Source organism: Stenotrophomonas sp. Iso1 (genome assembly GCF_027497995.1).
In the GTDB taxonomy this organism is placed as follows: Bacteria; Pseudomonadota; Gammaproteobacteria; order Xanthomonadales; family Xanthomonadaceae; genus Stenotrophomonas.
On sequence record NZ_JAODBT010000001.1, the window covers coordinates 1,344,822 to 1,365,910 of the forward strand.

The following is a 21,089-nucleotide window of genomic DNA, read 5'->3' on the forward strand; positions in this document are numbered from 1 at the left end:
AGCCTTGCTGTCATAAGGGCCAAACGGTGGATCCTGCGGCTTGGCCGTTATGCTGCGAGCCCCCGATCTGCGGTTCCTCAATGACACAACGTGCCACCCGCTTGCTGCATCTGCTTGATGAGCTGCGCCGCCGTCGCAAGCCGGTGCGCGGTGCACAACTGGGGGTAAGCCTGCGCACGTTGTACCGCGACATCGACGCATTGCGCGGGCAGGGTGCAGACATCGCAGGCGACCCGGGTGTCGGTTATCAACTGCGTGCGGGTTTCCTGTTGCCGCAGATGATGTTCTCGGCCGAGGAGTTGGAAGCGATCGTGCTGGGCACGCGTTGGGTGGCCTCACATGCCGACCCCGAATTAGCGGCCGCTGCCAATGCCGCACTGGAGCGCGTGACGGGCGTGCTGCCGGAGGTTCTGCGGTTACAGGTGGAAACCAGCGCATTGTTCGCGCCGAAATGGCATACGGTCGCCCCCGAACCGTGGCTGCCGGCGCTGCGCCGCGCAATCCGCGCGGGCAACACCGTGCGCATTCAGTACCGCGATGCCGCAGGACAAAGCAGCGAGCGGGTGATCTGGCCGTTCGCGATGGCATTCCTGAGCGAGGTTCGGCTGTTGGCGGCGTGGTGCGAGATGCGTGGTGACTTCCGTCACTTCCGCGCCGACCGGGTGGTGTCACTGGAAGATACCGGCACACGTTACCCAGAACAGCGACACAGCCTGCTCAAGCGTTGGAGCCGTGAGCGATTGCAGCGGCAGATTGGCTGACTGCTGACAGTGGCTGTCAGCAGCCCCTGCGCACACTGGGGGCTCACAACACCGCAGGCAATGCCATGACCGCCAAGCTGACCTTCTATACCCATCCTTATTCCCGCGCCCGTGTCGCGCGCTGGATGCTGGAGGAGACCGGGCTGCCGTACGAGGACGTGCTCCTCCACTTCGACACCACGATGAAGTCGCCGGACTATCTGGCCCTCAATCCGATGGGCAAGGTGCCGGCGCTTCGCCATGGCGAAACGGTAATCACCGAGAACGCCGCCATCTGCTTGCATCTGGCTGATCTGGTGCCGGAGAAAGCGTTGCTGCCGGCCATTGGCACGCCGGCGCGTGGTGCCTGCTACCGTTGGGTGCTGCTGGCAGCCGGCCCGCTGGAAGGCTTCATCACTGCCCGCCGCCATGGCGCCTTGGCGCCTGCACGGGAGGCGGGCTACGGCAATCCAGCCGACCTGATGCGCACACTGGAAGGTGCCGTGGCAGGAAAGAAATACCTGGTCGGTGGCACCTTCACCGTTGCTGATCTCTATCTCGCGGCGGTACTGAGTTACTACATCCAGGTGGGCGAACTGGAAGCCAGCGCCGTATTCGAGGATTACTTCACCCCGCACCTGCAACGCCCCGCGGCGGTGCGTGGCAATGCAATTGATGATGCGTTGGTGACCGCTGGCGCAGCCTGAGTCGCATCCGTCGCAGCCTTGTTCGCGAAGCGGGTGTTCTACAAGTGTGTCGTCGAATCTGCGATTGCAGGTTGTCCGAGCGCTGATTTCAGCAGTGACGGAGGCATCTTCCGCTTCGGGGCTGAAACCGCTTCTGTACGTACCGCTGGTATCTGCGGAGCAATCGCTTCGGCCGCGTAGCTGATGCGGATATGTCGAGGGCCGCTTTCGCGGCCCTCGGTATTTCGTTACAGCAGCGACTTCACCCGATACAACGCTTCCAGTGCCTGCTTCGGTGTCAGCTCATCCGGATCAATTGCCTGCAGCGCGTCCAATGCAGCCGAGCTGGGCGCGGCAAACAAACCAAACTGCTGTGGTGCATCCAGTGCCTGCGGTGCCATCAACGCGGCCTGCGTTTCACCGCCACGCTGTTCCAGCTCAGCCAGACGCCGACGTGCCTGCGCCACGGTGGAGCGCGGCAAGCCCGCCAGGGCGGCCACCTGCAAGCCGAAGCTGCGGTTGGCCGGGCCGTCCTTCACGGCATGCATGAACACCAGGCTGTCGCCATGTTCCACCGCATCCAGATGCACGTTGGCAATACCACTGGCACCGCCTTCATGGCTTTCATCGGCCAGTGCGGTCAGTTCGAAATAGTGCGTGGCAAACAGCGTGTAGCAGCGGTTCTGATATGCCAGATGGCGCGCTACCGCATCGGCCAAGGCCAGGCCGTCATAAGTGGACGTGCCGCGCCCAATCTCATCCATCAACACCAGCGAGTGCGCGGTGGCGTGGTGCAGGATGTAGCTGGTTTCGGCCATTTCCACCATGAAGGTGGATTGGCCCTTGGCGAGATCGTCACCGGCGCCAATGCGGGTCAGGATGCGATCGATCGGGCCGATCACCGCGCGGCTGGCCGGCACAAAGCTGCCGATATGCGCCAGCAGCACGATCAGTGCGTTCTGGCGCATATAGGTGGATTTACCACCCATGTTCGGGCCGGTGATGACCAGCATGCGGCGGTCTGGATGCAGGTCGATATCGTTCGGCTCGAACGGCGCATCGCGGACGGCTTCCACCACCGGATGACGGCCGCGTTCGATGCGCAGGCAGGGTTCTTCCTGCAGCTCCGGTTGTGACCAGTCCAGCGCCTGCGCGCGTTCGGCAAAGGCGGCCAATACGTCGAGTTCACTGAGGCCCGCCGCACAACGCTTGAGCGGCTCCAGGTGCTCGGCAATGATGTCGAGCAGGCCTTCGTACAAGAGTTTTTCACGGCTCAACGAACGCTCGCGCGCAGACAGCACCTTGTCCTCGAAGCTCTTCAACTCCTCGGTGATGTAGCGCTCCGCATTGGTCAACGTCTGTCGGCGGGTGTAATGCACCGGCGCCTTGTCGGCCTGGCCCTTGCTGATCTCAATGTAGTAACCGTGCACGCGGTTGTAGCCGACCTTCAGCGTCGCGATGCCGCTGGCTTCGCGCTCGCGCTGTTCCAGGTCGATCAGGAACTGGTCGGCATGCGTGGACAGCCGACGCAGTTCGTCCAGCTCGGCATCGTAGCCTTCGGCGATCACGCCGCCGTCGGACAACTTCAGGGGCGGCTGTTCGGCAATGGCGCTGGCAAGCAGATGTGCGCTGACGTCATGCGAGCCCAGTTCGGCGCGTAGCTGCTGCAGGCGCGGAGAATCCAGCGGCTGCAGCTGTTGGGTGATCGCCGGCAACAACGCCAGGCCATCACGCAGGGTGGAGAAGTCACGCGGGCGCGCCGAGCGCAACGCCATGCGGGTGAGAATGCGTTCGATATCGCCGAGCGCACGGAAGCTCTCGCGCAGATCTGCATCCGTGCCGCGATCAATCAGCGTGGCAACCGCATGGTGACGCTGCTGCAGCACATTGCGCAGGCGCAGCGGACGGTGCAGCCAGCGCCGCAGCAGGCGCCCGCCCATCGGCGAAACGGTGCTGTCGAGCACGCCGAGCAGCGTATTGCGGGTGTCGCCGTCAACGCGGGTGTCCAGCTCAAGGTGGCGTCGCGTGGCCGCATTCATCGCGATCGCCTCACCGGCGTTTTCCATCGCGATGGAGGTCAGGTGCGGCAGGCGCTGCTTCTGGGTTTCCTCGACATAGCCGAGCAGGGCGCCGGCAGCAGCCGTCGCACGCGGCTTATCGTCGAGACCAAAGCCGCTGAGGTCGTGCAGCTTGAAAAAGTTCAGCAGTTGGCGACGGCCGCTGTCGGCGTCAAACAGCCACGGCGCGCGGCGGCGTACGCCAACGCGCTGACGCAGAAATTCAGGCCATTCTTCTTCGTCGGGCATCAGCAGTTCGGCCGGTTCCAGACGGGCCAGCTCGGCTTCCAGCGCGTCATCGGTATCGACTTCGTTGACCAGGAAGCGACCACCGGCCAGATCGGCCCATGCCAGGCCATAACCGTTCTTGCTACGCGACAGGGCCATCAACAAGGTGTCGCGGCGCTCGTCCAGCAACGCCTCGTCGGTGACGGTGCCGGGTGTGACAATGCGCACCACCTTGCGTTCGACCAGGCCCTTGGCGAGCGCCGGGTCGCCGATCTGCTCGCAGATCGCCACCGATTCACCCAGCGCCACCAACCGGGCCAGATAGCCTTCATACGCGTGCACCGGCACGCCAGCCATCGGGATGGGCGCGCCACCAGAGCTGCCACGCTGGGTCAGGGTGATATCCAGCAGGCGCGCGGCCTTGCGCGCATCGTCATAAAACAGTTCGTAGAAATCGCCCATCCGGAAGAGCAGCAGCAGGTCGGGATAATCGGCCTTGGCTGCGAAAAACTGCTTCATCAACGGGGTGTGTTCGGGCTTTTTCTCGGTCACGCGGTTTCCACTTCGATTGCCGGGCAGGAGCGCTGCCGTAAAGGCGACATTGTAGGGGCTGGATGAAGGCTGGGCGACGGGCGCGCAGGCGGGGTTCAGGGCTGTGCGCTGGCAGGTGCGGCGCGTAGTACGGTTTGTATCTGTGCCTGGGGATGCAGTGGGTCTTCCCGTAGTGGCAGGTCCGGTGTCAGCCAGTACGGGGCAGTTGCACCGGACGGGCGTTGCAGCAAAAAACGTGGTGCCCACAGTGCAAGGCCAGTGTTGGGGAGGCTGATGCGTTGGATGCCGCCACTCTGGGTGCTGCGTACGCTGGCACCTTGGCCTGCAATGCGGCCGATGCCGAAGTCCTGCACTGTGTTTGCGAAAAGCACGGCCGATGAGTAGGTGGTCGGGCCGACGATTACCCAGGTCTGGCCATGGAAATGCAAGGGATCATTGCTGGCAGGTTGGCGCCAGCTGTCGATGGTTCCATGCAATACCTGGCCGCGATGCTCGCCTTGCTCTGGGTTATCGCGCAGCACCTTTTTTTCGTAGGCCGACGCCCAGCGGAAAGGCCGATCAGCCAGCCAGGGCAGCAGGTGATCCAGCCACATCGCGTCGTCGCCACCGCCGTTGTCACGGATATCGATCACAAGTGTGCGAGTGCCGGCGGTATGCATGCGGCGAAAGGCATCTTGGGTAAATGCACGGAAGCGACCATCGTCAGGCCAAGAGAACGTCCTTACTGTCATCAGGGCGGCGCCATCGGGCAACAGCGTGAACTGAAATTGCTGTTCGAAGACATCCTCACCGGCAATCATCGCTGGCAGGAATCGGCTTCCCGGTACCTCCCGTAGCGGCTGCGCGTTGCCTTCCAGCTGGAGGAAAAACTGTTCCGGTGCCCCAAGGACTTTCCAGTACAGGTACCACCAACGACGGGCGAGTAGCGCATCGCGAAAACGCGGGCTATCACCGTGGGTTCGTGCCCGCAGTTCGCTCAGTATCTGGTTGATCTCTTTCCCGTTGATACTCAGCAATCGTGTGCCAGCCAAGGGTGTTGGCTGGCCGTCGAGGGTACGCACGATGCGGAGTTGATCAGCGTCATCCAAGGCGACCTCGAAAGGAAAAAGCTGGCCGCCATCGCGTAGATGACGGCGGGTATCGGCACGCATGTCGGGATGGGCCACGAACAGATGACCATCGGCCAGCAATGGGTTCAGCGTGGCCAGTACGCGCCAGGCTTGGTCGCGGTCCATGTCGTGGTCTAACTGACCTGACAGCGTATCCAGTGCACCGGTCAGCTCGCGTGGGTCCACTGAATGGGAAAGGCGAGGATGCGTCGCCAGCAGTCCAGCCCGCAGTGTTTCAAGGTCTTCGCGGAGCTGTGCGGGAGTGAACTGGGTGGCTGGTTCCCGGGCGCTGACTGGGCTGGACAGTAGAAGGGCAAGCACGAGCAGATAGGTCAGGCGCATGAAGAGTTGCCTTCTAGGTTGTTGAAAAAATATGGCACAATTTCAACAAATGGCAAGCCCGGACGAAGTGCTGATGAAACCTACGTTGATTGATGATCCGCAGCAGATTGCGTTGCTTGCTTCCCCATTACGGCAGGAACTGGTGGATACCTTGGCGGCTTTGGGTGGTCAGGCGTCGGTGGCCACGCTGGCCGAGCAATTGGGGCGGCCGGCAGATGGCCTGTACTACCACCTGCAATTGCTGGCTGAAGGCGGGCTCGTGCAAGAGGTCGTGGGTGCGGCAGGCGAACGCAGATTTTCCCTGGTAGGCGGCCCGGGGCCGCGACGCCTGGGTTACTCGATGGAAACCCAGGCCGCAAGGGATGCGTTGCGGGTCTACGCCAAAGGTTTGCTGCAGGTGGCTGGGCAGGACTTCCAGGCCGCGTTGAATTCTGACGTCGTGGTGTCTGGAGAGCGGCGCACGTTATGGGCGGCGCGCAACAAGGGCTGGCTGAGTGCGGGCGAGTTGGTCGAAGTGAATGCGCTTTTGGAGCGGCTGTGCGAACTGACCAGTCAACCGCGCGGTGAGGAGCGCGAGCATCTGGTCAGTCTGGCGTTCGTGCTGGCGCCAACGACGCCAAAGGGCAAGCGCCGGTCCAAGCGCAGTGTCTGAGTTGGCGGGCGATTCCGTTGAGAAGAAAATTCATCGCCGGATGCTCGCCTTCAACGTTTCCCGAAGCGCTATTTATGTTCAATCGAACCATTGAGAGGTTGTCGCGGTTCCCGAAGAAGGCTGGCCACTCAGTCGTCCGCCTCGACCACACCCTCCGCCAATGGCACCCGCGAGCCATCCAGCAGGCCGCGGCTGAGCTTGCCGTCCTCGATGAACAACAACTCGCCGTTCTCACCGTTCTTGATGCTGCTGTCGATGGCGATGACGCGGTCGCCATGGAAGCTGCTCACGTGCTTCATCGAGGTATGGCCAACGACGATGCGCTGCAGGCCCAGTTGGTCCAGCACTGACTGCACGCCCGCTGTGTCCAGGCGGCCATCGAAGTAGCCGCGATACCAGATCGGGCTGGTCTTGCCGTCATACAGCGGCGCGGTGTTGGGGTCTGCTTTGACTTCGGCTTTGGGGATACCAAGTGAGGCCTGATAGGCCGCGTTGGTGGATGCAGGGTCGAGCGCCAGCTGCACCGCTTCCGGTGAAATGCCGCCATGCAGGAACAATGTATCGCCAATGCGCAACAGTACCGGGCGGGTGCGCAGCCACTGGCCGATCACCGAGTCGGCGCCGTACAACTGCGGGTAGCTGCGTCCGAGCAGCTGTGCACTGCGTAGATACTTGGGATTGACGTAGCGCAGGTCGTCGTACAGCACCATCGTCTCGTGATTGCCCAGGACGAAGTGCACGGCGCCGCCGGCTTCAGCCGCTTGTTGCTGCAGGCTGTACAGCAGCCAGAATGCCTCGGTGACCTGCGGGCCACGGTCGAACACATCGCCTGCGATCACCAGCGTGTCGCTGCCTAGCGTCCATTGGTCCTGCGCGTCGATCACCTTGTTGGCACGCAATAGGTTTCGCAGCAGCTGGTATTGGCCATGAATGTCGGACACCGCAACGATGCGTGGCACCGCCGGCAGGGTGGACACCGACACAGCGGCGGGCGGCTGCAATGCCAGAGCATGCGGGTAGCCGCATTCGGGCGGGAGCGTGGTGGGCGTGTCGAGCAGCTTGCGCGCGTAGACCTTGTCATCGCAGATCCACCGCGCCAGCAATGTATCGCCGTTGCGGAACACGTAAGGGCCATCGGCATCGACATGCTCGGCAGGTGCCGGTACTTCCTTGGTGAAAGCAGCCAGTGGCAGCAGGGCAAGCAGGAACAGAGAATGTCGAAGAGAGCGCATCAGGCAAGGGCTTCACGAAACGATGCGATATGCATCCACCTGTGCAGCCTACGCCGCCCTCATTGGGGCGGCATGTGCTATCGGTTTGCTTCTAGGTGCTTTGGTCTGCTTCAGCTGCGTTGCAGCGCTGCTCGTCCCGGAGGGCTTGGCATGGCATCAGTGCCCAGGACTACGCGGTTGCGGCCCTGCTTCTTGGCCCGGTACATGGCCGCGTCGGCACGTGCCATTACCCGCTCGTAGTCGGGATGGCCGTCGTACAGCGCCACGCCAATGCTTGCGGTGATATCCAGGCGCTGATCATCGGAGAGCAACACCGGCGTGTCATGGATACGCCGGCACAGGCCTTCGGCGATGACCCGTGCCTGCTGCTCTTGCACCGCTACCAGCACCACCACAAATTCCTCTCCACCGTAGCGAAATACATAGTCGCTACCGCGCGTGAACTGGTTGAGGATGCTGGCGACATGCTGCAGCGCACGGTCGCCGGCTTCGTGGCCGTGCGCGTCATTGATGGCCTTGAAGTGATCCAGATCCAGCAGCAGCACCGCGAAGCTGCCGTTGGATTTGTGGGCAAGCTCAATCTCACGACGGAGCACCGTTGGCAGAAAGCGGCGATTGAGCAGGTTGGTAAGTGCATCGCAGCCCGCATCCAGCTCGCCGATGCGTTCAAACAGCATGCCCAGCAGGTTGCGGATCTGGCTTACTTTCATGCGCACGTCCTGCAGTTGCAGGGCGCGACTGCTGGGTTCGCTGTCTTGTTGCAGCGTGTGCTGCAGTAGCTGATCGACGCTGTTGATCAGGGCATTGATCTGGTTGGTTTCGGGGCTTTCGCCAAAGCTGGGGATGCCTTTGTGGGTAAACCACAAGCCGAATTCGGATTGCGCCAATGGCTCGAAGGCGGCCACTTCGCCCTGGCTGGCCAGGGCGTATAGCAAAGTGTTTTCCCAATCCAGCAGCAAAGCGCGTTGGCGCTCGCGCTCGGTACTCACGTTCTGCACCAACGAGAACAGCCGGTAAGCCGCATCGGTGCGCGAGGAGCGTTCGCGTGCATTGGAGTAGGCAAGCGTCATGCCTTCCAGTGCGATATCAAACGAGGCGGTCAGGCTAGCGATGGCCGCATGCGCCGCTTCGCCGTGCCCGGCGCTTTCGGCGATCAAGGTAAACATGCGTTGCTTCAGCACACGGGTGCCACGGGTGACCAGGTCAACGGGAATACCAACGCGCGCATGCACGTCGCCCACCACGCGCTGCGCCGCGATCAAGCTTTCCACGTTGTCAGGGTTTGCGTGCAACAAGTTACTTACCCAGCGCTGCATGGCCGGTTGCAGGCGTTCGCGCACTTGATCGAGTGACAGCGAACGTGAGGCCCGCACGTCATTCATCATGACTTTGTAAAAGTGCGCTGCCAGCTCGGCGGCATGATGGTCGCCCAGATCCGCCAGTAGTTGTTTGGCCTGCGGGCCTGCAGCGGCAAGGCTGTTCTTCCAGTCGATGACGAGCGCAGCGGTTTCTGCGTCGGTGTTGTGGGAGGTTACGTTGTTCATGCGTAGGATTAGCCGGCTGCCAACGGGCAGAGGGTGATTATCGGCAAGTATCGCCGTTGTTTGAGGAGAAACCGTGCGGAACATTGTGTTGTCTGTCCCCCTGATTGCTTGCAGGGTGGTTTGTGTGGGGTGGTGGCGATGATCAGCGCTGGCCCGTTTCCGTTGATGGCCTTGGTGGCATTGCTTGCGTTGGGGCTGGGCTGGGCCTTTGCACGCGCGCTCACTCCCGCCGCTGACGGCCTGCGCAGTCGCGCCGGTGCAGTGGTGCTGGATGCCTTCCTGCTCGGCCTGCTGGGTGCGCGTTTGGCACATGTCGCGCTGCATGCGCGTGACTATCTGGCGCAGCCGTTGTCGATCATTCGCCTGGGTGATGGTGGTTATTCGATCTGGGCGGGCCTGCTGGTGGCCGCCGGCTACGCATTGTGGAAAACCCGTAAGCACGTGCCGCGCAAGCCGGTGTTGCTCGGCCTTGTCGCGGGTGCCGCGCTGTGGGCTGTGGGCGGCATGGTGTTGTTCGCGGTGCAGCGTTCCGCGATTCCGTTGCCTGATGCGGTGCTGGTGGACATGCAGGGCCAGCCGGCGCCGCTGACCGGTTTCTTGGGCAAACCGGTGGTGATCAACCTGTGGGCTACCTGGTGCGGCCCGTGTCGGCGCGAAATGCCGGTGCTGGCTGCCGCCCAGCAATCACACCCGCAAGTGCAGTTCGTGTTTGCCAATCAAGGCGAAACGCGCGAAGAAGTCGCTGCCTATCTGGCATCCGAGCAGATGCTGCTGGATAACGTATTACTGGATGACACCTCCACGGTGATGCACCAAACCGGCGCGCGAGCGCTGCCGACCACGTTGTTCTTCGGTGCCGATGGCCGTTTGCGCAACGTGCACATGGGTGAACTTTCACGCGCGACGCTGGAAACGCGTTTGCGCGAGCTGCAGTGACTCGCTTTTTCTGAAGAGGTAAACAATGATTCGATCGCATTCAATGCTGCTCCTGTTGGCGACTGTCGTACTGGCACCGACCGCCTGTGCCCGCGATGGCGAGCAGGCCAAACCGGCACCCGCTGCTGCCACAGCGGCAGCGCCCGCCGCCAAGCCCGCTGACCCCAACGAGCCGGCCGTGGTGAAGACCTTGCGGTCGCAGGGCGTGGAATTCATGGGCACTTTTGAAACGCCGGTTGGCCTGACCGGCTATGCCGGCGTGGCCGGGCAGCGACCGTTGGCGGTGTATGTCTCCAAGGACGGCCAGTACGCCGTGGTCGGCACGCTGGTCAACGCCAAGGGTGAAGACGCCAGCGCGGACAAGCTCAAAGAGCTGGTATCTGGCCCGATGGGCGCGCAGGCGTGGACCAAGGTGGAAGCCAGCCACTGGGTAGCTGACGGCAAGGCAGATGCGCCGCGCATCATCTATGCCTTCAGCGATCCGAACTGCCCGTACTGCAACCATTTCTGGGAAGCGGCACGGCCGTGGGTGGAATCGGGCAAGGTGCAGATCCGCGAAATCCTGGTGGGTGTGATCCGCGAGGACAGCGCCAACAAGGCTGCCGCGATCCTGGGCGCTGCCTCGCCGGAAGCTGCGTTGCTGGAGAACGAGCGCAACTTCGCAAAGGGCGGCATCAAGCCGCTGGCGACGGTGCCGGCCGATGTCCAGGCCAAACTGCGCAGCAACGAAATGCTGATGCTGGAGCTGGGCTTCCAGGGCACGCCAGGCATCCTGTTCAAGGACGCCGACGGCACCGTGCAGATGCGCTCAGGCATGCCCCAGGGCAACGACCTGCAGACCGTGTTGGGGCCGCGCTGAACCTAGGTCGGGCGCGTGCGGCGATGTAATAGTCTCCGCCGCACGCGCCTGACTAAGCTGGCCCCGTTTTCCGGAGCCAGACCATGAGCCACGACCACAACCATCTACCCACCGAAATCCGCCACGAGAAGCCCCTTTGGTGGGCACTGGGGCTGACCACTTCCTACCTGGTAGTGGAGGTAATCGGCGCGTTCTGGACCAACAGCCTGGCGCTGTTGTCCGATGCCGCACACATGGCTACCGACGCACTGGGCTTGATGATCGCGCTGACCGCGGTGCGTCTGAGCCGACGACCGCCCGACGCGCGTCGTACCTACGGCTACGCGCGGCTGGAAGCCTTGGGCGCAGTGACGAACGGGCTGTTGTTGTTCGGCGTTGGTATTTACATCTTGTGGGAGGCGGCGGAGCGTTTCCGCGAACCGCAGGCCATCGCTTCCACCGGCATGATGTGGGTGGCCGCATTCGGCCTCGTGGTCAACCTGATCGCCATGCGCCTGCTCAGTGCCGGCAGTGGCGAGAGCTTGAACGTCAAGGGCGCCTACCTGGAAGTGTGGAGCGACATGCTCGGCTCGGTTGCAGTGATCGTTGGCGGTTTGATCATCTACCTCACCGGTTGGACGCTGGTGGATCCGATCCTCGCGGTGCTGATCGGCCTGTGGGTGCTGCCACGCACTTGGGTGCTGCTGCGCGAGGCCATCAACGTATTGCTGGAAGGCGTGCCCAAGGGCGTGGTGCTGGCCGATATCGAGCAGGCGCTGCGGGGCCATGTCGGTGTTGCAGGCATCCATGACCTGCATGTGTGGGCACTGGCATCCAGCACGCCGGCACTGACGGTGCATGTCGTGATGAATGACGGACACGCGCCGGATGCGTTACGCCGAGAACTGGCCGACATGCTGCATGAGCGATTTGAGATAGACCATGTGACGCTGCAGGTGGAAACGGACCACTGCGGTGATGACTGCGCGAATGTGAAGTCGCACGCAGACCACGATCACGAAGGGCATTCGCACGATTCGGATCGGCAGGGACATCACGGGCATGTGCATCGCTGAGTGATGTGCTTCGTCGGCTGTCCCTCTCCCTGAATTAGAGGGTTGGGTAGGGGGAAGCGCGATGCGCTGTCCCGATCGTCATGCATCACGAATCGCACAAGGTGCAACGCGAACCCGCACCGTAAATGAGGCACAACAACCCTGTGTCTCAATGCGATGGGGCCCGCCAGGCTTCATTGCGGCCAAAAGAAAAACGGAGCCCTCAAGGCTCCGTTTTTTTTCATCAATCACTCAGTCGCTCACGCTACCGGTTCACGCAGGATCGCCATGTCCCAGCCTTGGCGAGGAGCGAAGCGATCGCCATGCCGCGCCTGCAGCGTCTTCAGCTTCTCCACCAGTGAATCAGCGCCGGTAGCGCGGATGTGCTGGATCGGGCCGCCACGGAACGGGGCAAAGCCCGTGCCGAAGATGACGCCGGCATCCAGCAGATCAGCATCGGTGACCACGCCATCGTGCAGGCAGGCCACAGCTTCGTTGAGCAGCGGCAGGATGAGGCGGTCCTCAAGGTCCGACGGCGCCTGATAATCCTTGGCAACTTCCGGCTTCACTGCGCGGCCGTTCTCCCATTTGTAGATGCCCTGGCCGTCCTTCTTGCCGCGCTTGCCCTGTTCAACGCTGGCCAGTGCGGCCGGAATCTGCAGGCCCAGGAACGGCGCAAGCTCTTTGCCCACGCCAGCCGCGACATCCAGGCCCACGGTATCGAGCAGCTCGATCGGGCCCATCGGCATACCGAACTTCACCGCGGCCCTGTCGATCACCGGGCCGGGGACGCCCTCGGCATATGCCGTTGCCGCTTCCAGCATGTACGGGAACAGTACGCGGTTGACCAGGAAGCCGGGCGTGCCGGCAACCGGCACCGGGAACTTGCCCAGGGCCTTGCAGAATGCGGCCAGACGCTTTTCGGTCTCGGGCGCCATGCCGTCGTGATGGATGATTTCCACCAGCGGCATCTGAGCTACCGGATTGAAGTAATGCAGCCCGGCAAACTGTGCCGGGCGCTGGATGTGGTCGCGCAACTCCACCAACGGAATCGATGAAGTGTTGGTGGTCAACAATGCATCGGCCTTCATCCTCGGCTCCAGCGTCTGGTACAGCGCGCGCTTGGCTTCTGGGTTCTCGATGATGGCTTCGATCACCAGATCCGCCACGGCCACGCCATCGCCGGCCAGGTCGGCCTTCAAGCGTGCAGCCACCTCGGGGCGCTTGGACGGGTCCTTCACCTTCTTGTCGAACAGTGCCTGCGCGCGGGTCATGGCCGGGTCGATGAAACGCTGCTCACGGTCCTGCAGGGTCACGTTGAAGCCCTTGTAGGCCGCCCATGCCGCGATATCACCCCCCATCACCCCGGCACCGACTACATGCACGTGCTGAATACCTGACTCCTTGCCGCCCAGGCCCTTGAGCCGCTCGGTCAGGAAGAAGATGCGGATCAGGTTGCGAGCGGTCGGGCTGCTGGCCAGTTTGACGACGGCGCGACGCTCGGCGTCCAGGCGCTTCTGGATGGGGCTGCCACCGGTGCGTTCCCAAGTGCTGATCAGCGCGTAGGGCGCCGGGTACTGATCCTTCTTGGCCTTGCGGGCCACCTGCTTGGCCATCTGCGGCGCCAGAATCTTGCGGGCCAGCCAGGTGTTGGTCGCCCACGCCGTGGCGCGCTGCTTGAATGGTCGGGTCACGCCTGACTGCAACAAAGACACCGCAGCATCCACCAGCACCGCCGGTGCGGCGACCTTGTCCACCAGCCCAATGCTGCGCGCGGCCGAGGCCGACAGGGTGCGGCCGGTCAACATCATGTCCATGGCCGCGGGGGCGCCCACCAGCTGCGGCAGTCGCGAACTGCCGCCCCAGCCCGGGAAGATACCCAACTGGGTTTCCGGCAGGCCGATGCGGGTGGAAGCGTCGTTGGATGCCACGCGGTAGCGGCAGGCCAGCGCCAGCTCGGTGCCGCCGCCGAGGCAGTGACCGTGGATGGCGGCAACGGTCGGGCAGGGCAGTTCAGCCAGCTTCTGGTAAACGTTCTGGCCACGGCGGATGGCGTCATTGACGGTGCCGCGGCGGTCGAACTCCTGAAATTCCTTCAGGTCCGCGCCCGCGATGAAGCCGGCCGGCTTGGTCGAGCACACCACCACACCCTTGGGCGGGTCGATGGCCAAGCGCTCGACGATGTCGCCCAGTTCCAGCAGCACGTCCTGCGACATCGCATTGACGGGGCTGTCCTTGCGGTCGAGGCTGAGCACGGCAATGCCGTCCTCGCGCAGTTCGGTGTGCCAATGATTGAAGCGGAGCCCGTCGAAGCCTGAGAGCATGGGACGTTCCATCCGGTTGTGTATGGAGAAGATCGCTATGATCCAGAGGTTGTTTCCCCGGCGTCAAATCCCAATGCTTTGGAATGTGATGCGTTCGCGCCGGCAATTGCTTCCTGACAGCCTAGCCGAACAGGAGTTAAAAGCCGGTGCGCCCCCCTCCGGCGAGGGGACTGAACTTTTTCCGCGAGCAGCGGTCTCATTGCCCGACGTCGGTTGGGCTGACAGGAGTGCGGCCCGTTATGGCCGAGGTTGAAACACCACAGGAGCTGGACCTGGAACTGGTCCGGCGAGTGCAGCACGGCGAGAGCGCAGCGTTCGATGTCCTGGTCCGCAAGTACCAGCACCGTGTCGTTGCCCTCATCGGGCGCTACATCGCCGACTGGAGTGAATGTCAGGACGTGGCCCAGGACACTTTCATCCGCGCTTACCGCGCGATTGGGAACTTCCGTGGCGACGCCCAGTTCTATACCTGGTTGCATCGGATCGCAGTGAACACCGCAAAGAATTATCTGGCTGCACACAACCGGCGCCCGCCGACCGACGATATCGACATCGGTGATGCCGAGCAGTTCGACAGCGGTACCCGGTTGCGCGACACCGACACGCCTGAGCGTGAGTTGATGCGCCAGGAACTGGAGCAAACCGTAATGAAGGCGGTCGATGCGTTACCCGAAGAGTTGCGTTCGGCCATCACGTTGCGAGAGGTGGAAGGCATGAGTTACGAGGAAATCGCACAAAAAATGGGTTGCCCGATCGGCACGGTACGTTCTCGGATATTCCGTGCACGCGAAGCCATCGACGTTCAACTGCGGCCCTTGTTGGATACCGCCAGTGCAACCCGTGAACGGAGCCGCACATGAACAGCACAGGTCCTACCCCGGAGATCATGAAAACCACCGCCGACAAATTTGAAGCGCACTACCGGCAGCAGTTGTCGGCGTTGGTGGATGGTGAACTGGCCGCCGACGAGGCACGCTTCATGCTGCGCCGTATCGAGCACGATGCGGATTTGTCGGCCTGCCAGGAACGCTGGCAGATGCTGGGCGATACGCTGCGCGGGCAGGCCTGCGCGCCAGCGCCCATGGATTTCACTGAAAAGGTACGAGCGGCCATCGCGGCCGACATACAGCAGAACGGCCCGGCGCAAGTAGCGCCGCAGCGCCCGACGCGTCGCGGTTGGATGCGCTGGAGTGGCGGTGCGGCGTTGGCTGCTTCGGTCGCCGCCGTCGCCTTGTTCATGGCTCGCGAACAGCTGCCGGGTGAGGTATTGCCCGATCCGGTGATCGCCACCACCGCGCAGGTTTCCGCCGCGCCCGTGCAACCCGCGCCCGGTCCGGTAGTCAGCGATGCCGCCGCGTTGGTCGCAGCAGCCCCGGCTGTTGCCGTTGCCGTGGCCCGTCGTCAGGACGCAGCGCAGCGTCGCGGCAGTGCCACCCGCACCCAGCAGGCCGCGCGTGCTTCTTCGGTTGCCCGTGTCACCGAGCCGCAACGCGCTTTGGCTGCCGCGCCCGCCTTGCCTGTCGGGCCAAGTCTGCAGCGTGATCCGTTCGCTGCCGCCGGCACCCTGCAGGCCCGGCCGTGGCCGCGTTCGACGCTGTCGCCAGCGCTTTCCCAAGGGGGCGCATTGAATGCCAGCTTCCCGGTGCGGGAGCAGGGCGGGGCGACGTTCTACCCATTCGAGCCGCGCTTGCCGGCCCATGAGGCTGATGCGGCTGATGCGGCTGATGCGGCTGATGCGGCTGAACTGCCCCGGCTGACCCCACGTCACTGAATTCTCGGTGCCGGTCGGGGGCTACTCGCCGGCATCTCCCGCTGATCCTGCCAACCCGCCATTGCCTGGCGTGGCCGCGCAGAACTTCCTTTCCGTATCCCGATTAACCGGAGGCTCGCTGCCGATGACGCACCGTATCCATTCCAAGATTTTTGGCCTGATGGCAATGACTCTGCCACTGGCGGCCTGTGCCCAGACCACGGCGCCCACGGCGCCGGCCGAGCAGGCTGCCGTTGCACGGCCTGCTGCGCCCGCGCCACAGTTGGTCAGTGGTTTGCCTGATTTCACCCAGCTCGTCGACCAGGTCGGCCCGGGCGTGGTGAACGTGGAAACCATCATCGGTGCGCGCCGTGATCCACGCATGGCCAGCAATCCGGACATGGACCAGATGCCGGAGTTCTTCCGCCGCTTCTTCGGCCCGGATTTCCCCGGGCCGGGGCAGCAGGGGCCAGGCCCGCGTGGTCAGGACAACGGTCCGCGCGGTCGTGGCATGGGCTCGGGCTTCATCATTTCCAATGACGGTTATGTGTTGACCAACCACCACGTCGTCGATGGGGCCGAGTCGGTCAAGGTCAAGCTCAGTGACCGTCGCGAGTTCACCGCCAAAGTGGTTGGTAGCGATGCTCAGTACGACGTGGCGCTGCTGAAGATCGACGGCAAGAACCTGCCGACCGTGCGCGTGGGTGACTCCAATACGCTCAAGCCGGGCCAGTGGGTGTTGGCGATCGGTTCGCCATTTGGTCTGGACCACTCGGTCACTGCCGGCATCGTCAGCGCCACGGGTCGCAGCAACCCCTATGCCGATCAGCGCTATGTGCCGTTCATCCAGACCGACGTGGCGATCAATCAGGGCAACTCCGGTGGCCCGCTCTTGAACACCCGAGGTGAGGTGGTCGGCATCAATTCGCAGATCTTCTCCGCCTCGGGCGGCTACATGGGCATCAGCTTTGCCATTCCGATCGATCTGGCGATGAATGCCGTGGAGCAGATCAAGAAGACTGGCAAGGTCAGTCGTGGACAGTTGGGTGTGATGGTCGGCGCGATCACCGCTGATGCAGCAGAGGGGCTGAAGCTACCCGACGGCCGTGGTGCGCTGGTCAACCAGATGGTTCCGGACAGTTCGGCTGCCAAGGCCGGTATCGAAGTGGGTGACGTGATCCGCTCGGTCAATGGCACCGAGATCAACTCCTCCAGCGAATTGCCGCCGCTGATCGGCGCCATGCCGCCGGGCAGCAAGGTTCGTCTTGGTATCGTGCGTGACGGAAGGGCGCGCGACATCAATGTGACCCTGAGCGAGCTGGCCGAAGATGCGCAGCGTGCAGGCAATGCCGGCGAGAGCGCCGACGAAGGCAAGCCGCAGACCGGTGCCAATGCCTTGTTGGGCCTGGAGTTGACCGACCTGACCGCTGCCGAGCGCCGTCAGCTGGGCCTCGGGGCGGGCGAGGGCGTACGTATCACTGGTGTGAACAGTCAGGCCGCACGCGAGGCACGGCTGTCGCCGGGCGTGGTGGTGATGCAGGTGGGCCGCACCCCGGTGGGCAGTGTTGCCGCGCTGAACCGCGAATTGGCCGGCGTCAAGAAGGGCGATGTGGTGATGCTGCTGGTCCGCAGCGGCGCCAACAGTGCTTTCGTGGCGCTCCGGGCGGGCGATTGATCCACTGAGAGCCAGTTGTAGCAACGGGAGCCGCCTTCGGGCGGCTCCTTTCGTTCAGCTCCGCACAACGCTTGTGCGGGCCCGTGTCCGGGCATGCGATAATGCCCCGTTATCCTGTCGACGCCGCGCCGCCGCTGCCCACCTATGCCCCACGATTCAATGCGGATGATCCGCAACTTCTCCATCATCGCCCACGTCGACCACGGCAAGTCCACACTTGCCGACCGCATCATCCAGTTATGCGGCGGTTTGAGCGCGCGCGAAATGGAAGCGCAGGTGCTCGACAACAATCCCATCGAGCGCGAACGTGGCATCACGATCAAGTCGCAGTCGGTGTCGGTGCCTTATACGGCCCGCAACGGCGAGACCTACTTCCTGAACTTCATCGACACCCCCGGGCACGTCGACTTCTCCTATGAAGTCAGCCGCTCGCTGGCGGCCTGCGAAGGTGCGTTGCTGGTGGTCGATGCTGCCCAGGGCGTAGAAGCGCAGTCGGTCGCCAACTGCTACACGGCTATCGAGCAGGGCCTTGAAGTGGTGCCGGTGCTGAACAAAATCGACCTGCCAACTGCCGATATCGACCGTGCCAAGGCCGAGATCGAAGCGGTGATCGGCATCGATGCTTCCGACGCGGTAGCGGTCAGTGCCAAGACCGGCCTGAACATGGAAGAAGTGCTGGAAGCTATCGTGCACCGCATCCCGGCGCCGGTTGACCGCGGCAGCGACAAGCTGCAGGCACTGATCATCGATTCGTGGTTCGACAACTACCTGGGCGTGGTCTCGCTGGTGCGCGTGATGCAGGGTGAGATCAAGCCCGGCGACAAGATTCAGGTCATGTCCACCGGCCGTTGGCATCTGGTCGACAAGGTCGGTGTGTTCACGCCCAAGCGCAAAGATATGCCTGCGCTGCGTGCTGGTGAAGTGGGCTGGATCAACGCCAGCATCAAGGACGTTCATGGCGCACCGGTCGGCGATACGCTGACCCTGCTGGCCGACCCGGCATCCGAGCCACTGCCGGGCTTCCAGGAAATGCAGCCGCGCGTGTTCGCCGGCCTGTTCCCGGTCGACGCCGAGGATTACCCGGATCTGCGTGAGGCGCTGGACAAGCTGCGCCTGAACGACGCGGCGCTGCGTTTCGAGCCGGAAAGCTCTGAAGCGATGGGCTTTGGTTTCCGCTGCGGCTTCCTTGGCATGTTGCACATGGAGATCGTGCAGGAGCGTCTGGAGCGTGAGTACAACCTTGACCTGATCAGCACTGCACCGACGGTGATCTACGAGGTGCTCAAGAGCGACGGCACCATCGTGATGATGGACAACCCGGCCAAGCTGCCGGCTATCAATACCATCGAAGAAATTCGTGAGCCGATCATCCGCGCCAACATCCTCACCCCCGAGGAATATATCGGCAGCATCATCAAGCTGTGCGAAGAGAAGCGTGGCAGCCAGATCGGTATCAACTACATGGGTAGCCAGGTGCAGATCAGCTATGAGCTGCCGATGGCCGAAGTGGTGTTGGATTTCTTTGACAAGCTCAAGTCGGTCAGCCGTGGCTATGCCTCGCTGGAATATCACTTCGTGCGTTTCGATGCCGGTCCGTTTGCACGTCTGGATGTGCTGATCAATGGCGACAAGGTCGATGCACTGTCCTTGATTGTCCACCGCAGCCACGCCGACCGACGTGGTCGCGAGCTGTGCGAAAAGATGAAAGAGCTGATCCCGCGACAGATGTTCGACGTGGCCATCCAGGCCGCCGTCGGAGCGCAGATCATCGCCCGGACCACGGTCAAAGCCATGCGCAAGAACGTGTTGGCCAAGTGCTATGGTGGCGACATTTCGCGCAAGAAAAAGCTGTTGGAAAAGCAGAAAGAAGGCAAGAAGCGCATGAAGCAGGTGGGCCGGGTGGAAATCCCGCAGGAAGCCTTCCTCGCCGTGCTGCAGATGGATAAATAACGGTGAGTCGGGATTCGGGATCGTGGATCCGGACGAGCTCGCTTGGGCTCCCGTCTCCTCGCCCTTGTTTCCCATTCCCATTCCAAAGGAACACGAATGAAATGGTTTGAAATCGCCCTGGTGGTACTGACGCTGGGCTCAGGTCTGGTGCTGTTGTTGGACAAGCTGTTCCTGGCCAAGCGCCGGGCCGCCAAGGCCAGCCTGCTGGACAGCGAAGAGCCGGTGATCGTGGATTACTCCCGCGCCTTCTTCCCGGTGCTGGCAGTGGTGTTGATCCTGCGCAGCTTCATCGCCGAGCCGTACAAGATTCCGTCCAGCTCGATGATGCCCAATCTGCTGATCGGCGATTTCATCCTGGTCAACAAGTTCTCTTACGGCTTCCGTCTGCCGGTCACCAATACCAAGGTGATTCCGGTGTCCGAGCCGGAACGTGGCGACGTGGTGGTGTTCCAGTTCCCGGGCCATCCGGGTCAGTCGGAAGACCCGCAGATTGGTGAGAACTTCATCAAGCGCGTGATCGGCCTGCCGGGTGACCACATCAGCTTCCATGGTGACGCGGTGTCCATCAACGGCCAGCCGGTGTCCTATGAAGTGAAGGGCGAGTATCTGTTCGATGGCAAGCAGACCGGGCAAACCTTGCTGACCGAAAACCTGCCGGGCCGTACCCACACGGTGCTGGAGCAGCTGGGCGTGGCTGACCCGCGCGGCCAGGGCGAGTGGCAAGTGCCGCAGGGCCACTATCTGGTCATGGGCGACAACCGCGACAACAGCGACGACGGCCGTTTCTGGGGCGTGCTTCCGGAGCAGAATCTGCGCGGCAAGGCCTTCCTGATCTGGCTGAACTGCAGCGGCTGGTTCTGCAAGAACAGCTTTGAGCCGTCCCGTATCGGGACGCGCATTCAGTAATCGGTATGCAGCCTGCCCAATGCCCGCGTATCAGCGGAGGGAAGCGGCGTGGAGGTTTTCGCGTCGCTACCTGCGTGCCCGGGCAGGTTTGGATCAAGCGCATGATCAGCCCGCAGGTTGACGGAATGGCGTTCGATGGTAATGCCCTGTCCATCAACGATGCACCATTGCACTACGACGATCACCGCCAGACGGCGCCCTGTCCAGGCGCCGACCAGTTGACCGAGCGACTGCCGGAGCGTACCCATACGCTGACGGAGTGCGGGGTTCGGCCGGCGCCAGCGGCCCGCAGGAACGGGGCCGCGCCGGTGGGCTGGTGCTTCGTGATGGGTGACAATCGCAGTAATGCCGAGGATTGGCGCTTCAGGTTGTCGGGCAGTTTTCTGCTCCATGAAAACCTGCAGGGCAGGGCGTTCAGGGCGCGGGGGTGTTGCTGCCGCAGCACAATGACAATACTCGAGCCGACCTTTTGGGGAGAGCAATCAATGATCAACAACGTGTATCTGGGGAGAT

The 21,089-nt window shown here is 62.8% G+C and carries 17 protein-coding genes; 11 read left to right on the plus strand and 6 right to left on the minus strand.

What is annotated here, in order from left to right; translation table 11 throughout:
* Positions 1–80: 80 nt before the first annotated feature.
* Both PAN08_RS05770 and PAN08_RS05775 read left to right on the plus strand, forming a co-directional pair.
* The gene (locus PAN08_RS05770; protein WP_269790523.1) at positions 81–761 is read left to right on the plus strand and encodes a YafY family protein; all 681 of its coding nucleotides are present in this window, start codon (positions 81–83) and stop codon (positions 759–761) included.
* A 65-nt stretch (positions 762–826) separates the two neighbouring features.
* Positions 827–1,447, plus strand: coding sequence for a glutathione S-transferase family protein (locus tag PAN08_RS05775; RefSeq protein ID WP_269790524.1), 621 nt, complete (start codon positions 827–829; stop codon positions 1,445–1,447).
* A 227-nt stretch (positions 1,448–1,674) separates the two neighbouring features.
* On the opposite strand, the gene mutS is transcribed toward PAN08_RS05775, so the two are convergent.
* Together mutS and PAN08_RS05785 are read right to left on the minus strand one after the other, a co-directional pair.
* Positions 1,675–4,230 carry a DNA mismatch repair protein MutS gene (mutS, locus tag PAN08_RS05780; RefSeq protein WP_269791182.1) on the minus strand — a complete coding sequence of 852 codons (2,556 nt, stop codon included), beginning with the start codon at positions 4,228–4,230 and terminating at the stop codon, positions 1,675–1,677.
* Positions 4,231–4,358: 128 nt separating this feature from the next.
* Positions 4,359–5,714 (minus strand): S41 family peptidase, encoded by a 1,356-nt coding sequence (locus tag PAN08_RS05785; RefSeq protein ID WP_269790525.1) that lies wholly within the window; start codon positions 5,712–5,714, stop codon positions 4,359–4,361.
* Between the two features lie 73 nt (positions 5,715–5,787).
* On the opposite strand from PAN08_RS05785, the gene PAN08_RS05790 reads away from it, so the two are divergent.
* Positions 5,788–6,366: a helix-turn-helix domain-containing protein gene (locus PAN08_RS05790; protein ID WP_269790526.1), complete on the plus strand. Its 579-nt coding sequence runs from the start codon at positions 5,788–5,790 to the stop codon at positions 6,364–6,366.
* Positions 6,367–6,494: 128 nt separating this feature from the next.
* On the opposite strand, the gene PAN08_RS05795 is transcribed toward PAN08_RS05790, so the two are convergent.
* The gene (locus tag PAN08_RS05795) at positions 6,495–7,598 is read right to left on the minus strand and encodes a metallophosphoesterase (protein WP_269790527.1); all 1,104 of its coding nucleotides are present in this window, start codon (positions 7,596–7,598) and stop codon (positions 6,495–6,497) included.
* Positions 7,599–7,708: 110 nt separating this feature from the next.
* A complete protein-coding gene (locus PAN08_RS05800) occupies positions 7,709–9,142 on the minus strand; it encodes a GGDEF domain-containing protein (RefSeq protein WP_269790528.1) in 1,434 nt (477 codons plus the stop codon).
* A gap of 138 nt (positions 9,143–9,280) precedes the next feature.
* Between PAN08_RS05800 and PAN08_RS05805 the strand changes: the two genes are divergently transcribed.
* The 3 genes from PAN08_RS05805 (at position 9,281) to PAN08_RS05815 (ending at position 11,992) form a co-directional block, all read left to right on the plus strand.
* Positions 9,281–10,078, plus strand: coding sequence for a TlpA disulfide reductase family protein (locus tag PAN08_RS05805; RefSeq protein ID WP_269790529.1), 798 nt, complete (start codon positions 9,281–9,283; stop codon positions 10,076–10,078).
* Between the two features lie 25 nt (positions 10,079–10,103).
* The gene (gene dsbG / locus PAN08_RS05810; RefSeq protein ID WP_269790530.1) at positions 10,104–10,937 is read left to right on the plus strand and encodes a thiol:disulfide interchange protein DsbG; all 834 of its coding nucleotides are present in this window, start codon (positions 10,104–10,106) and stop codon (positions 10,935–10,937) included.
* 83 nt (positions 10,938–11,020) lie between these two features.
* Positions 11,021–11,992, plus strand: a complete 972-nt coding sequence (locus PAN08_RS05815; protein ID WP_269790531.1) for a cation diffusion facilitator family transporter — start codon at positions 11,021–11,023, stop codon at positions 11,990–11,992.
* Between the two features lie 239 nt (positions 11,993–12,231).
* Here the strand turns inward: PAN08_RS05815 and PAN08_RS05820 are convergent, their stop codons facing one another.
* A complete protein-coding gene (locus PAN08_RS05820) occupies positions 12,232–14,295 on the minus strand; it encodes a 3-hydroxyacyl-CoA dehydrogenase NAD-binding domain-containing protein (protein ID WP_269790532.1) in 2,064 nt (687 codons plus the stop codon).
* 239 nt (positions 14,296–14,534) lie between these two features.
* On the opposite strand from PAN08_RS05820, the gene rpoE reads away from it, so the two are divergent.
* The 5 genes from rpoE to lepB all read left to right on the plus strand — a co-directional run bounded on the left by rpoE (position 14,535) and on the right by lepB (position 20,576).
* Positions 14,535–15,155: an RNA polymerase sigma factor RpoE gene (gene rpoE / locus PAN08_RS05825; protein ID WP_269790533.1), complete on the plus strand. Its 621-nt coding sequence runs from the start codon at positions 14,535–14,537 to the stop codon at positions 15,153–15,155.
* A gap of 26 nt (positions 15,156–15,181) precedes the next feature.
* The gene (locus PAN08_RS05830; protein ID WP_269791183.1) at positions 15,182–16,066 is read left to right on the plus strand and encodes a sigma-E factor negative regulatory protein; all 885 of its coding nucleotides are present in this window, start codon (positions 15,182–15,184) and stop codon (positions 16,064–16,066) included.
* Between the two features lie 124 nt (positions 16,067–16,190).
* A complete protein-coding gene (locus PAN08_RS05835) occupies positions 16,191–17,720 on the plus strand; it encodes a DegQ family serine endoprotease (protein ID WP_269790534.1) in 1,530 nt (509 codons plus the stop codon).
* Positions 17,721–17,879: 159 nt separating this feature from the next.
* The gene (gene lepA, locus PAN08_RS05840) at positions 17,880–19,670 is read left to right on the plus strand and encodes a translation elongation factor 4 (protein ID WP_269791184.1); all 1,791 of its coding nucleotides are present in this window, start codon (positions 17,880–17,882) and stop codon (positions 19,668–19,670) included.
* 96 nt (positions 19,671–19,766) lie between these two features.
* Positions 19,767–20,576, plus strand: coding sequence for a signal peptidase I (gene lepB, locus PAN08_RS05845; RefSeq protein ID WP_269790535.1), 810 nt, complete (start codon positions 19,767–19,769; stop codon positions 20,574–20,576).
* Here the strand turns inward: lepB and PAN08_RS05850 are convergent.
* Complete coding sequence (locus tag PAN08_RS05850) at positions 20,570–20,968, minus strand: hypothetical protein (protein WP_269790536.1); 399 nt, start codon at positions 20,966–20,968, stop codon at positions 20,570–20,572. The two genes, lepB and PAN08_RS05850, sit on opposite strands and share 7 nt — an antisense overlap.
* Positions 20,969–21,089: the final 121 nt, after the last annotated feature.